This is a genomic window from Mycobacterium sp., from assembly GCF_046330795.1.
Classification (GTDB): Bacteria; Actinomycetota; Actinomycetes; order Mycobacteriales; family Mycobacteriaceae; genus Mycobacterium.
This window is the reverse complement of the sequence record NZ_JAXLSA010000011.1, coordinates 18,022-31,289: the sequence shown is the minus strand read 5'-3', so window position 1 is coordinate 31,289 and position 13,268 is coordinate 18,022. Positions and strand designations below refer to the sequence as shown.

Genomic DNA, 13,268 nt, shown 5'->3' with positions numbered 1-13,268 from the left:
TAGGCCGAGCGTGCCGTCGAGTGCACGGCACCCCGGCTGCGGCTGGCAGAATCGTCTGATGACGTATGGGACCCCGGGCGTGCCGCGCCCCACCGGCCCCCTGCGTCCCTCCGAAATGGCGCAGGCCGCCGTCATGGCCGCGCTGTGCGCCGCCTGCGCGGTGATCGCCGTCGTCGTCCCGTTCGGCCAGGTGTTCTCGCTGCTGGGCACCGTCCCGATGGGCCTGCTGGCCTACCGCTACCGCATCCGGGTGCTGATCGCCGCGCTGGTGGCCGGCGGCATGATCACGTTCCTGGTCGCCGGGCTGGGCGGCTTCATGACGGTGGCGAACTGTGCCTACATCGGCGGCCTGACCGGCGTCATCAAACGCCGGGGCCGGGGCTGGCCCACCATGTTGTTCGCCTCGCTGATCGCCGGCGCCGCGTTCGGAGTGTTCGCCGTCGGCGCGCTGGGGCTGCTCTCGCGACTGCGGCACCTGATCTTCGAAACCATCACCGCCAATGTCGAGGGTTCGGCGCGCTTCGTCGAGTATCTGGCCGACTCGCTGCGCGGCGCCGGAATGGCGCAGCTGGCCGACCAGATGCACGTCTCGGCCGACCTGGTGCGCGACCTGACCGACACCGCCCTGCGGTTCTGGCCGCTGCTGGTGGGTGGCTACGCGATCTTCGCGATCATGGTGGTCTCGGTGATCGGCTTCTGGGCCCTGTCGATGGTGCTCGAGGCGCTGCGTGGCGTGCCGGACGTACACAAGCTCGAGACCCCGCCGCACGGTCCGGTCGGTCCGCTGCCGGTTCGTCTGCGCCACATCGGCTTTCGCTATCCGGGTGCCGACCACGACGCGCTGGCCCCGATGAGTATGGACATCGATCCCGGCGAGCACGTGGCGGTCGTCGGGGCCAACGGCTCCGGCAAGACCACCTTGATGCTGATCCTGGCGGGCCGGCCGCCGACCACCGGGACCGTGGATCGCCCCGGTGCCGTCGGCCTCGGTGAACTCGGCGGTACCGCGGTGGTGCTGCAGCACCCCGAGACGCAGGTGCTGGGCAGTCGCGTGGCCGACGACGTGGTGTGGGGCCTGCCGCAGGACCGGTCCGTCGACGTGAACCGACTGCTGGCCGAGGTGGGACTGGACGGCATGGGCGAGCGCGACACCGGCGGGCTGTCCGGCGGGGAGTTGCAGCGCTTGGCCATCGCCGGCGCGCTGGCGCGCGAACCCGCGCTGCTGATCGCCGACGAGGTCACCAGCATGGTCGACCAGGCCGGCCGCGACGCGCTGCGCGACGTCCTCGCGGGCCTGACCGACCGGCACGGCCTGGGCCTGGTGCAGATCACGCACTACGCCAACGAGGCCGAGGCCGCCGACCGCGTCGTCAACCTCTCCGATTCCGTCGACAACACATCCGGCATGGTGGATACCGCCGCGGCCCCGCGGGCCACCACCGAGCGATCCGCCGGCGCGACGATCATCGAGCTGGACCGCGTGGGCCACACCTACGCCGCGGGTACGCCGTGGGCCAAGACGGCGTTGCGCGACATCACATTTCGGGTGAGCGCCGGTGACGGCGTGCTCATTCACGGCGGTAACGGCTGCGGCAAGTCGACACTGGCGTGGATCATGGCCGGCCTGCTGAAGCCGTCGACCGGGACCTGTCTGGTCGGTGGGCTGCCCGCCGATCAGCAGGTCGGCACGGTCGCGGTCGCGTTCCAGGCCGCCCGCCTGCAGTTGCTGCGTCCCCGCGTCGACCTGGATGTGGCTGCGGCAGCGGGCTTTTCGCCGTACGACACCCCGCGGGTGGCGGCGGCGCTGGCCGCCGTCGGTCTGGACGCGGCGCTGGCCCGTCGCCGGATCGACCAGCTCTCCGGCGGGCAGATGCGCCGCGTGGTGCTGGCCGGGCTGCTGGCCCGCCGGCCCCGGGTGCTGATCCTCGACGAGCCGCTGGCCGGTCTGGATGTGGCCAGTCAACGCAACCTGGTGCGGCTGCTGGTCGATCTGCGCCGCGAGACCGGGCTGACGGTGGTGGTGATCTCGCACGATTTCGTGGGGCTCGAGGAATTGTGCCCGCGGATCGTGCATCTCGACGACGGGGTGCAGCGTCTCCACGCGCCCGAGTCGGCGTCGGCGGGGGAGTTGTCATGACCGCACCGGCCGGACCCGCGCCCCGCAACAAACAGCGTCGCCCGGTGGCGCTGCTGCGCGCGGTGCCGGGCCCGTCGCCCATCCACGACCTGTGGGCCGGCACCAAACTCATTGCCGTGTTCGTCATCTCGGTGTTGTTGACCTTCTACCCGGACTGGGTGGTACTGGCCATCCTGTCGGCGCTGATCCTGCTGACCGCCCGGCTGGCCCGGGTGCCGTTCGGTGCCCTGCCGTCGATCCCGTTGTGGTTCTGGGCGCTGATGGCGCTCGGCGGTATCACCGCGACCCTCGGTGGCGGGGAACCGATGGTCGACCTCGGCGGCTGGCACGTCGGCCTGGGTGGGCTACTGAGCTTCCTGCGGATCACGCTTGTGGCGCTGGTGCTCCTCGGCGTCTGCATGCTGGTCTCCTGGACCACCAACACCGCCGACATCGCGCCGGCGCTGGCGAAACTCGGTCGGCCGCTGAAGATCTTCCGGCTACCCGTCGACGATTGGGCGGCCACCGCGGCCCTGGCGTTGCGGTCGTTCCCGATGCTGCTGGACGAGTTCCGGGTGCTGCTCGCGGCCCGGCGGTTACGGCCCAAGCCGCATGTGTCGACCAACCGGGGCCGGCGCTGGTCGCACGAACTGGTCGACATGATGACCGCGGGGATCACCGTGGCGCTGCGTCGCGGCGACGAGATGGGCGACGCCATCACGGCGCGCGGCGGCACCGGCCAGATCGCGGCCGCGCCGTCCGGCCCGAAGCTGCGGGACTGGGTGGCGTTGTCCGTCGTGTTCGCGGTGTGCGCGGTGGCGCTGGGCCTGCAACTGACCGTCTTCGCCTGATCTGTTCAGCGTCCTCTGCGACGTCTACTCGAACTTCTTCGCAGCCACCGCGGAACAGATCGCTATTTCGGGTTGGCGGGTGGCAGGATCTGCAGGCCGTCGAGGATGGTCTTGCTGTCGCGCTGCCACACCGGATTGTCGGGGTCGGTGGTCTGCAGCACCACGGTGATGACGTAGGTGTTGTTCCCGGAGTTCAGCACCGCTTCGCGCATCACGCCGGGGTGCGGCCCGACCGACGGCGGGATGGTCGCGGTGTAGTGCATGGTCTGACCGGGAAAGCCGCACACGGTGTCCGGCGTGACCACCAGATCCGTGGCCCCGCCGGTCTTTTCGAGGCCGTCGCGTTCCTGCTTCAACGCCTTGCTCGCCTCGATGTTGCCCGGGAGCTTGTCGAGTGTGTAGACCGCGTTGGGGGTGAAGGCGTTCTTCATCAGTGACTTGTTGATGATGGCCAGGCGGGCCACCCCGGCGTCCATGCCCACGTAGCGTTCCCAGCCCTCGGGCACCGGGAGCTTCACGCGCGGTTCGCTGTCGTAGTTCGTGCCCGCATCCATCAGCGGTGCGTCGACCTTGGTGCAGGCGGCCTCGCCGGTGGGCCCCTGCGGCGCGTTCTTGCCGCAGCCGACAACGGCGAACAGGAGTACGGACGCGGTGGCGAGGAGGACCCGAAGCATGGCGTCATTAAACCGTGGCGCTCGTCCCGGCATAGGCTCGGCGACGTGATCACGCTCGACCGGCTGGTCAACGTCCTGGGCGGCTACGGCGTGGTGGCGCGCCTCGGTGCGGTGCCGCGGACGGCGGAGCTGCGCCGTGTCGTGATCCCCGAGCCGGGGGTCACGGGCGACGTCGTGCTGGCCATCGGCGCCGACTCGCCCGCGCAGGCGCTGGGCTGGGCGCGGGACGCCGGCGCGGTGGCCGCGATCGTGCGCATCGACGTGCCCGACGACGTCGATGACGTTGCGGTACTCACCGTCGACCCGGCGGTGCCGTGGAGTGAATTGGCCGCGGTGGTCTACGGACTCGTCCTCGAGGGTCGGGAGACGGAGTCCGGCCGCGGGCCGACGGACCTGTTCGCGCTCGCCGACAGCCTGGCCGCTGCGATCGGCGCCGCGGTGGTCATCGAGGGGCGGCGCGCGCAGGTGCTGGCCTACTCGCAGCTGGGCGACGACGCCGACGAAGCCCGGGTGCAGACCATCCTGGCCCGCCGCGCACCGGACGACGTGCGCGAATCATTGGAGCGCCGTGGGGTTTTCGCGCATCTGAACGCCTCGGATGAGCCGCTGTTCGTGCCGCCCGATCCGGCGTCGGGCTCGGTGGGCCGGATGGTGGTGGCCGCGCGGGTGGGCCGCGAACTGCTGGGGTCGGTGTGGGTGATCACCCCCACCGAGTTGCGCGGTCCGGCGCTGGCCGCGTTGCGCGACGGAGCCCGCACGGTGGCGCTGCACCTCCTGCGCTCGCGCGCCAGCGCCGACCTCGAACGGCAGGTCGAGTCCGAGGCGGTCCTACGTCTTCTGGACGGTGCGGCCGACGCGGTGACGGTCGCCAGCCGGCTCGGGCTGGCCGGCGGTCCGCTGCGGGTGATCGCCCTGCGCGCCCGTCTGCAGAGCGAACCGCACACCGCCCTGCTGGTGGTGTTCGAACGCGCGACATCCGGGTTCGGCTGGTCCCGCCCCGGCCGCACTGCGCTGGCCGGCAACACCGTCTACACCGTGTTGCCCTGCGACGACGCGGACGCGGCCCGGCGCTGGGTCGGGGCGCTGCGCGACGGGCTGCCGCGCGGCACCGCCGTCGTGGCCGGCATCAGCGGGCCGGCCGGCGCGGGGGAGTTGGCATCCGCGCGCCGGGAAGCCGACGAGTGCCTGGCGTTGCACGAGCTGGACCCCGACGCCGAGCCGCCGGCCTACGACGAGTCCTGGGACGACGTGCTGTTGCAGCGGCTGCGCACGGTCGCCGGTTCGGGCCGCGGGCCGTCGCGCGGTCCGATCGCGGAACTCCGGCGCCACGACCAGGCCTACGGAACGCCGTATGTCGCGACATTGCGGGCCTGGCTGGAGGCGCAGGGCGACCCGGTGCGCGCAGGAGCGTCGCTTGGTGTGCACGAGAACACCGTGCGCTATCGACTCCGCAAGATGGCCGAGCTCAGCTCGGTGGACCTCGCCGACGGCCGCAAACGGGTGGCCTTGATGATCGAACTGGCGGCATTGCCGTAATCCGACAATTTTCGATCCTCAGTTTGTCGGATTCCACAAACTAGGGCCTCGACGTCCCGGCCATGATGACGGGACCAGCTTCACTCCGGCTGTCAGGGGCGGTGCCAGCCCTCCAGCCCGCCCCTGACAGCAAGTCCTCCCGACAGGAGAACCACCATGGCCATCTGGTTGACGCCGGCCGCCTACGACCGCCTGCAGCAGGAACTCGACGCGCTGCGCCGCTACCTGGACACCTCGACCCAGGACGACCCGAACGCCATTGCCGTGCGCCGCGCCCAGCAGGGCCGCATCCAGCAGATCCACGAGATGCTCGTCGACGCCGTGGTCGGGGAGGATCCGCCCAATGACGGCGTGGCCGAACCGGGAATGGTCGTGACGGTGATGTTCGGCGACGGGGAGACGGAGACGTTCCTACTCGGGGCCCGCGAGGCCGACTACGGCGACATCGAGGTGTATTCGATCGCCTCCCCGCTGGGCGCGGCGATCAATGGCGCCCGTGCCGGGGAACGGCGCAACTACGAGCTGCCGACGGGATCGCTGCAGACCGTCACCGTCGTCGGTGCGGTGCCTTTCGGGTTGCACGCGGGCGCACGCACCTGATCCGACCGCTACGGTAGGGATCCGTGATCGCCGACGTGGATCCCGCCTTCCTCAGCCTGCCCCGTCATGAACTGGCCGACGCCGCGCTGTCCGCGGCACTGGCCGACGGGGCGCAGTACGCCGACCTGCGGGTGCACCGCATCGTCAACGAGATCATCCAGATCCGCGACGGCGAACTCGAGACCGCGGTCACCACCACGCAGGTCGGCCTGGCGGTGCGGGTGATCGTCGACGGTACCTGGGGGTTCGCCTCGCATGCCGAGTTGTCCGGCGAGGTGGCCGCCGATACCGCGCGGCGTGCCGTGCAGGTGGCCCGCACGTTGGCGCCACTGAACGCCGAACCCATCGCACTGGCCGACGAACCCGTCTACCGCGACGCCGCCTGGGTGTCCAGCTACCGGGTCGACCCGTTCGCCATCCCGACGTCCGACAAGATCGCGGTGCTCGACGAGTACAGCGGCCGGTTGCTCGCGGCCGACGGCGTGGATCACGTGACCAGCTCGCTGAACGCGGTCAAGGAGCAGGTGTTCTACGCCGACAGCTTCGGATCGTCGATCACCCAGCAGCGGGTGCGGATGCATCCGGTGTTCGACGCGGTGGCCGTCAACGCCGCCGAGGGCAGCTTCGAGTCGATGCGCACCCTGTGTCCGCCGATGGGACGCGGCTGGGAGGCGCTGGCCGGCGACGAGGTGTGGGACTGGTCCGCCGAGCTGCGGGACCTGCCCGAGCTGCTGGCCGAGAAGACCAAGGCACCCAGCGTTGTGGCCGGCCCCACCGACCTGGTGATCGACCCGACCAACCTGTGGCTGACCATCCACGAATCCATCGGGCACGCAACCGAATACGACCGTGCCATCGGCTACGAGGCGGCCTACGCCGGGACGTCGTTCGCGACGCCGGACAAGCTGGGGACGATGCGCTACGGCTCCCCGGTGATGAACGTGACCGCCGACCGGACCGTCGAATACGGCTTGGCCACAATCGGTTTCGACGACGAAGGGGTGGCTGCGCAGAGCTGGGACCTGGTGCGCGACGGAATATTCGTCGGCTATCAGCTGGACCGGGTGTTCGCACCCCGACTGGGGCAGGCTCGTTCGAACGGCTGCTCCTATGCCGATTCGCCGCATCACGTGCCGATCCAGCGGATGGCCAACGTGTCGTTGCAGCCCTCGCCGCAGGATATCTCCACGGCCGATCTGATCGCCCGCGTCGAGGACGGGATCTACATCGTCGGCGACAAGTCGTGGTCGATCGACATGCAGCGCTACAACTTCCAGTTCACCGGGCAGCGGTTCTTCCGGATCCGCGACGGCCGGCTGGACGGCCAGCTGCGCGATGTCGCCTACCAGGCGACGACGACCGACTTCTGGAATTCGATGGAGGCCGTGGGTGGCGCATCGACGTGGCGGCTGGGCGGGGCGTTCAACTGCGGCAAGGCGCAGCCCGGTCAGGTGGCCGCCGTCAGTCACGGCTGCCCGTCGGCGTTGTTCCGAAAGGTGAACGTGCTCAACACCCGTTCCGAGGGAGGCCGCTCGTGATCCCGGCACAGCAGGTCGTCGACCTGGTACTCGACGCGGCCGGTGGTGTGGAGACCATCGTGCTGGTCAGCGATCACGCCGAGGCGTCGTTGCGCTGGGCGGGCAACTCGATGACCACCAACGGGGTGTCCTTCAGCCGGTCGACAACGGTGATTTCCATTGTGCGCCAGGGTGATAGCGCGCACGTGGGATCGCTGGAGACCACCGAGGTGGACCCGGCGCTGCTGCCCGAACTGGTGGCAGCATCGCAGGCGGCCGCGCGGTCGGCCCCGGCGGCCCGCGACAACTTCGCGCTGCCCGTCGGCACCACCGGGCCCGACGAGTGGGACGGCCCGACCCCCGGCACCGGCGCGGAGGTGTTCGGTTCCCTGGCAACCGAATTGGCACGCGGCTTCCGCGGGCCGGATGCGCTGTACGGTTTCGCGCACCACACGGTGGAGACGATGTTCCTGGCCACGTCGACGGGTGTGCGGCGGCGCTGGGAGCAGCCGACCGGATCGGTGGAGATCAACGCCAAACGCGATGGGGCCAGTGCCTGGGCCGGGGTCAGTACGCCGTGGTTCGCCGAGGTGGACGCCGAGGCGCTGCTGGCCGAGCTGTCGACGCGGCTGGGCTGGGCGGCGCGCACCGTGGAACTGCCGGCCGGACGCTACGAGACGATCATGCCGCCGTCCACGGTGTCGGACATGATGATCTACCTGATGTGGACGATGGACGGCCGGGGCGCACAGGAGGGTCGCACCGCACTGTCGGCACCCGGTGGCGGAACGCGGGTGGGCGAGAAGCTGACCGACCTGGGTCTGACGCTGTACTCCGACCCCGGCGCCCCCGGTCTGGCGTGCGAACCGTTTGTGGCCGTGGGCAGTTCATCGGAGACCGTCTCGGTGTTCGACAACGGTCTCGATGTCGCGCGGGTCGACTGGATCCGTGATGGCGTCATCAACGCGCTGGCGTATCCGCGCGCCGCGGCGCGGGAGTTCGGGGTGCCGGTCGCGGTGCCGTGCTCGAACCTGCTGATGACCGGCGGATCGGCGTCGACCGCCGACATGGTCGCCGCCACCGAGCGCGGCCTGCTGCTGACCACCCTGTGGTACATCCGCGAGGTCGATCCGACGACGCTGCTGCTGACCGGCCTGACCCGCGACGGGGTGTACCTGGTCGAGGACGGCCGGGTCACCGGGGCGGTGAACAACTTCCGGTTCAACGAGTCGCCGCTGGATCTGCTGCGCCGGGCCACCGAGGCCGGGATCTCCGAGTCGACGCTGCCGCGCGAGTGGGGCGACTGGTTCAACCGGGCCGCCATGCCGACGTTGCGGATCCCGGACTTCCACATGTCGTCGGTCAGCCAGGCGCAGTAGTTCCGCCGCTGCCGGCGGACATCGTTCTGGCTCCTCGAGCGATATCGACCTCACGGTTGTCCATCTCGTCCAGATCTACGCGGTGGCAGCCCGGCCGTCGATCTCGCCGAGATCGACGCCACGGTCGCCAAGGTGGCGGGTACGCGGAATACCGCCGCCCTGATGTCGATCTCGCTCGAGCATCCGAGACGCTATGTCCTCTGAACCCGGGCGCATGCCCGCCACTGAGCGCGATAATCGGCCCATGATCGCCGAACTGGACCACCTGGTAGCGCTCTCCCCGCCGGACCTGGCCGCCCTCAACGCCGCGGTGCGTGAGGTCTGCCCAGCGACGATCGGGCTGCCGCCGCTGCCGGCCGATGGGTCCGGCGGCGCGGTGGATCCGATGGTCACCGAGTTCGCCGAGCAGTTCAGCGCCGACGTCACCGGCATCACCGCTGACCAGCGACTGGCGTTTGTGGATGCGTTGGGCGCCAAGGTGTTCGGGGGCACGGTACTGATCTTCGTTGCCGACTTCGCGCCGCGGATGCGGGCCGGGTTCGCCGCACTGGGTCAAGAGTGGCAGCCCGACCCGGTGTGGGATCACGAAACCGATCCGGCAGCCGCGCTGCTGGACGGCTTCGTGCCGGCCGTCGGCCGGATGCGCCACCTGGACCCGGTGACCTCGGAGATCGTCCGGCTGCGCGGCGCCCGCCAGCACAATTGCCGACTGTGCAAGTCGTTACGGGAGGGATCCGCGCTGGACGCCGGCGGGACCGAGGACCTCTACGACGCGATCGACGACTACGAGAACTCCGGGCTGTCCGAGCGGCACAGGGCAGCGCTGCGCTACGTCGACGCCCTGATCTGGACACCGTCGCGGGTCGACGGCGCCGACCTGCTGGCGAACTTCACGCAGGACGAGGCGGTCGAGCTGACCCTCGACGTCATGCGCAACGCGGCCAACAAGGTGGCCGTCGCCCTGGGTGCTGACGCCGCACGCGTCAGCGAGGGCACCGAACGCTACGCGCTGGGCGCCGACGGCAACCCCGTATACAGCTGAAGCACGTCGTCGACCTCGTCGGCGGTGGTGGACCAGGAACACACGAACCGCACCGTGGGTGCCAGTGGATCGGGCTTGTGCACCGAATAGTGCTGGGACAGTACGGCATACGCCTCGGGGGCCAGGTTGACGAACACCTCGTTGGCCTCGGTGGGCACGGCCAGCTCGACGCCGCGGTCCACCAGTCCGGCCGACAGTCGGGTCGCCATTTCGTTGGCGTGCGCGGCCAGCCGCAGCCACAGGCCGCCGTCGAACAGCGCGGCGAACTGCGCCGCGACGAAGCGGTGCTTGCTGGCCAGATGACCGATCTGCTTGTGCACGAAGCGAATTCCGTCAAACTCCGCCGGCCGACGGACCAGGATCGCGTCGCCGAACACTGCGCCGTTCTTGGTGCCGCCGACGGTGATGATGTCGGCGTCGCCGGTGGCCGTCAGCGGTTCGACGCCCAGCGCCGCGGTGGCGTTGGCGATCCGCGAGCCGTCGATGTGTACGAGCAGGCCGAGGTCGTGGGCGTGCGTGATGAACTCGGCGATGGCCCGTGGATTCCAGACCCGCCCGTTCTCGGTGGACTGGGTCAAGGTGACGATCCGTGGCTGGGAGTGATGCACGACTCCGCGGGCGGTGATCACCCGGTCGAGCTCGCCCGGGTCGATGATGCCGTCGCTGCTGGGCAGAGCGGTGAGGGTGGCGCCGGAGACGCGGACCACGCCGCCGGCCTCGTCGACGATGACGTGGGCGATGTCGCTGCACAGGATCTGTTCCCACGGCCGGACCGCGGCAGCCAGCGCGACGATATTGGCGCCGGTGCCGGTGAGCGCGAACAGCACGTCGGCATCGGGGGAGTCGAATGCGGCCCGCAGCGCGTCGGCCGCATGTGCGGTGACCGCGTCGTCGGCGTAGGACGGCATCGCACCGGTGTTCGCGGCGACAATTGCGTCGATGACCTGCGGATGTGCCGGGGCGGCGTTATCCGAGGCGAACGCGGACGAGGGGGCGATCATCCGGTTCAGCCAACCAGATTCTCTGGTCATTTGCTGTGAAAGATGAGACTATTGGGACTTCAGCGGGTACCGGGGGCCATGGTTACGAGGTTCGTCATGCGTGCAGGATCGGTTGCCGGTCGGGTTGGAACATTGGCGGTCGCGTTGGCCGTCGGCATCGTCGTCACGGGCGGGGTGGCCTCGGCCACCGAGGAGTCCGGCGACAGCGGGCCGTCGTCGGCGGGATCGTCGCAGTCGCAGTCTTCGGTCGGGACCGGCGGTGCCGAGACCGCCAAGACCGACAAGGCGGACCCTGCTCCTGCCAAGGACGAGGACTCCTCGGACCCGACCGCGGAGACGGATTCGCCGACGAAGGTGCCCACCAAGGAATCGGAATCGGCCGATCCCACGGCCGAGGTCACCGAGGAGCCGACGGAAGAGCCGGCCGAGAGCGAAGCGCCGGAGCCGACCGAGGCACCCGAGCCGTCCGAGGCGCCCGAGCCGTCCGGGGCACCCGAGCCGACGAAGACCGAGACCGTGACGCCGACGACGCCGCCGCGCGCCACGACGGAGAAGGTCACCGAGACGGCGACCGAGAAGGTCGCCGAAACGAGCGATCCGGCGCCGTCGCGCACCGTCGAGACCGTCACCGAGGTGGCGGCGAAGACCACCACCGATCCCGAGCCCACCACGGCGGCGCGCACCGAATCGGTCGCCGTCACCACCGTCACTACCCTGGCGAAGCCCAAGACATTATTGGACGGCGTCGTCGAGGCGGTCAGCACCGTCGTCGACGCGGTGTTCACCACGGTGCTCGGCTGGATCGGCGCCACCCCGAGCGTATCGGGCTGGACGGCGAACAATCCGCTGGCCGCCGCGGTGATCGCGTTCTTCGGTCTGGGTACGCGCCGCGAGACCGGCGTCGACGAGACCACTGTGGCCAGCCAAGAGGTTGGCACCACTTACGACATGGCGACCATGGCCGCCGCCATCGCCGCGCCCACCACCGTCAACCTGGGCTGGGTCACCGGCGTCAACAGCATCAACAACACGATGCAGCGGTTCGCCATCTACGGCACCGATCTCGGCATCATGTGGGACAACGGGTTGACCGGCAGCCAGCGGCAGATTCTGATGGCCTTCGGCGACACCTTCACCAATGCGGCCATGTCGTCGGGCTGGCGCAGCAATGTCCTGCTGCGCACCGCGGACAACGTCCTGTCCAACGGCATCAGCGTTCCCGACGGCATCCCGGATCTGCCCGGTATTCCGCTGGGCATGTACAGCGGCTCGCCGATGGATCCCGGTGTGCCGAACTACGCCCGGCAGATCATCGGCAAGTATCCCTACACCTGGTGGACGCAGGTGACCGTCATCCCCACGGGCGCGATCTCCGTCGCCGGCGCCGGGGTGAACGGGGCTACGCGGCAATACGTTTCGTTCATGTCGGTCAACAACTGGGGCTGGCCCGGATCGTGGACCACCAACTACAACGCGATCGCCTACTCCGATGACAACGGGCAGAACTGGACGCAGGTGCCGCAGTCGTCGGTCCGCTCGGGCGGGTGGATCAGCTCGACGGTGGCCTACAAGGCGGGCGACGAGAACTTCCAGATGGTCAGCTTCGTCAAGCCGCCGGACGGTTCGGCCGATGCGACCGCCGGCTACATCTACGCCTACGGCACCCCGTCGGGCCGCAACGGCACGGTCTACCTGTCGCGGGTGCAGTCGGCGCAGATCCTGGACGTCAGCAAGTACCAGTACTGGACCGGCAGCACGTGGGTGACGGGTACGCCGTCGGCGGCCAAGCCGGTGCTGCCGGGAATCAAGCAGAGCTTCTTCGGGCTGTTCAGCTGGACGACCAATGCGACGGCCGGTGAGCTGTCGGTGCAGTACAACACCTACCTGAACAAGTACGTCATGCTGTCGACCGACTCGTCCAACAACGTGGTCATGCGGACGGCGGATTCCCCGACGGGCACCTGGTCGGGGCCGACGACCCTGGTCACCTCGGCGCAGTACCCGGGCCTGTACGCGCCGATGATCCACCCGTGGTCCGGGACCTCTCTGCTGAAGACGACGTCCGGTGGGACTGACAACCCGGCGTATCTGTACTGGAACATGTCGATCTGGGGGAACTACAACGTGACCCTGATGCGGACGGATCTGTCGTCGATGCTGGTGTAGCTACCGCCGCGAGGAGCCACTTAGGTGACTTTTCGGCCGCTCCAGGGACAATAAGTGGCTCCTCGGCAGTCGCTGTCGAGATACGTCACGCAAAGCCCGGTTTCCCGTGCCATATGTCGACGGCCAGCGCCGGTTCACGGTCCGGCGAGCCCGCATGCGACCATGGGTGCCGCGTTCAGGCGCCGAGGGGCGGTAGCTCAGTTGGTTAGAGCCGGGGACTCATAATCCCTTGGTCGCGGGTTCGAGCCCCGCCCGCCCCACACGTTATTTCTGCAGCTCAGAGGCACTTTTTGCCGAGCCCGCCGGGGGTCGTTTTCGGCCCTCCGGACGGTTTTGTCGGTGGCTTGTCGTCAGTCAGCTGACTTAAGTTTCGGCCGGGGGTTGGT

10 protein-coding genes and 1 tRNA gene are annotated in these 13,268 nt (G+C 69.4%); 9 read left to right on the top strand and 2 right to left on the bottom strand.

Going from position 1 to position 13,268, the window contains the following annotated elements; genetic code table 11:
* Positions 1-58: 58 nt before the first annotated feature.
* Both U0R18_RS21340 and U0R18_RS21335 read left to right on the top strand, forming a co-directional pair.
* Positions 59-2,137, top strand: coding sequence for an ABC transporter ATP-binding protein (locus U0R18_RS21340; RefSeq protein ID WP_526372235.1), 2,079 nt, complete (start codon positions 59-61; stop codon positions 2,135-2,137).
* Positions 2,134-2,967, top strand: coding sequence for an energy-coupling factor transporter transmembrane component T family protein (locus tag U0R18_RS21335; RefSeq protein ID WP_526372233.1), 834 nt, complete (start codon positions 2,134-2,136; stop codon positions 2,965-2,967). Before U0R18_RS21340 ends, U0R18_RS21335 begins: the two co-directional genes overlap by 4 nt.
* Before the next feature lie 62 nt (positions 2,968-3,029).
* Here the strand turns inward: U0R18_RS21335 and U0R18_RS21330 are convergent, their stop codons facing one another.
* Positions 3,030-3,641, bottom strand: coding sequence for an LpqN/LpqT family lipoprotein (locus tag U0R18_RS21330; protein WP_526372231.1), 612 nt, complete (start codon positions 3,639-3,641; stop codon positions 3,030-3,032).
* Between the two features lie 45 nt (positions 3,642-3,686).
* Here U0R18_RS21330 and U0R18_RS21325 point away from each other — a divergent pair, with 45 nt between their 5' ends.
* From U0R18_RS21325 to U0R18_RS21305, 5 genes are all read left to right on the top strand, one after another.
* Entirely contained in the window at positions 3,687-5,177 is a 1,491-nt protein-coding gene (locus tag U0R18_RS21325) for a PucR family transcriptional regulator (RefSeq protein ID WP_526372229.1), read from the top strand.
* 156 nt (positions 5,178-5,333) lie between these two features.
* The gene (locus U0R18_RS21320) at positions 5,334-5,777 is read left to right on the top strand and encodes a GreA/GreB family elongation factor (protein ID WP_526372227.1); all 444 of its coding nucleotides are present in this window, start codon (positions 5,334-5,336) and stop codon (positions 5,775-5,777) included.
* A 23-nt stretch (positions 5,778-5,800) separates the two neighbouring features.
* Complete coding sequence (locus U0R18_RS21315) at positions 5,801-7,315, top strand: metallopeptidase TldD-related protein (RefSeq protein WP_526372225.1); 1,515 nt, start codon at positions 5,801-5,803, stop codon at positions 7,313-7,315.
* Positions 7,312-8,673 (top strand): metallopeptidase TldD-related protein, encoded by a 1,362-nt coding sequence (locus U0R18_RS21310; protein ID WP_526372223.1) that lies wholly within the window; start codon positions 7,312-7,314, stop codon positions 8,671-8,673. Before U0R18_RS21315 ends, U0R18_RS21310 begins: the two co-directional genes overlap by 4 nt.
* Before the next feature lie 244 nt (positions 8,674-8,917).
* On the top strand, positions 8,918-9,715 hold the full coding sequence (locus U0R18_RS21305; protein WP_526372221.1) for a carboxymuconolactone decarboxylase family protein: 798 nt from the start codon (positions 8,918-8,920) through the stop codon (positions 9,713-9,715).
* On the opposite strand, the gene U0R18_RS21300 is transcribed toward U0R18_RS21305, so the two are convergent.
* Positions 9,676-10,746 (bottom strand): threonine aldolase family protein, encoded by a 1,071-nt coding sequence (locus tag U0R18_RS21300; protein ID WP_526372219.1) that lies wholly within the window; start codon positions 10,744-10,746, stop codon positions 9,676-9,678. The genes U0R18_RS21305 and U0R18_RS21300 overlap by 40 nt on opposite strands.
* Before the next feature lie 66 nt (positions 10,747-10,812).
* Between U0R18_RS21300 and U0R18_RS21295 the strand changes: the two genes are divergently transcribed.
* Positions 10,813-12,882 (top strand): DUF4185 domain-containing protein, encoded by a 2,070-nt coding sequence (locus tag U0R18_RS21295; protein WP_526372217.1) that lies wholly within the window; start codon positions 10,813-10,815, stop codon positions 12,880-12,882.
* A gap of 186 nt (positions 12,883-13,068) precedes the next feature.
* Positions 13,069-13,142 (top strand) — tRNA-Ile (locus U0R18_RS21290).
* Positions 13,143-13,268: the final 126 nt, after the last annotated feature.

What these genes read in the sequence shown, in the direction of transcription:
- U0R18_RS21340 (WP_526372235.1), top strand. Translation starts at nt 59, where the DNA reads ATGACGTATGGGACCCCGGGCGTGCCGCGCCCCACCGGCCCCCTGCGT.
- U0R18_RS21335 (WP_526372233.1), top strand. Translation starts at nt 2,134, where the DNA reads ATGACCGCACCGGCCGGACCCGCGCCCCGCAACAAACAGCGTCGCCCG.
- U0R18_RS21330 (WP_526372231.1), bottom strand. Translation starts at nt 3,641, where the DNA reads ATGCTTCGGGTCCTCCTCGCCACCGCGTCCGTACTCCTGTTCGCCGTT.
- U0R18_RS21320 (WP_526372227.1), top strand. Translation starts at nt 5,334, where the DNA reads ATGGCCATCTGGTTGACGCCGGCCGCCTACGACCGCCTGCAGCAGGAA.
- U0R18_RS21305 (WP_526372221.1), top strand. Translation starts at nt 8,918, where the DNA reads ATGATCGCCGAACTGGACCACCTGGTAGCGCTCTCCCCGCCGGACCTG.
- U0R18_RS21300 (WP_526372219.1), bottom strand. Translation starts at nt 10,746, where the DNA reads ATGACCAGAGAATCTGGTTGGCTGAACCGGATGATCGCCCCCTCGTCC.
- U0R18_RS21295 (WP_526372217.1), top strand. Translation starts at nt 10,813, where the DNA reads ATGCGTGCAGGATCGGTTGCCGGTCGGGTTGGAACATTGGCGGTCGCG.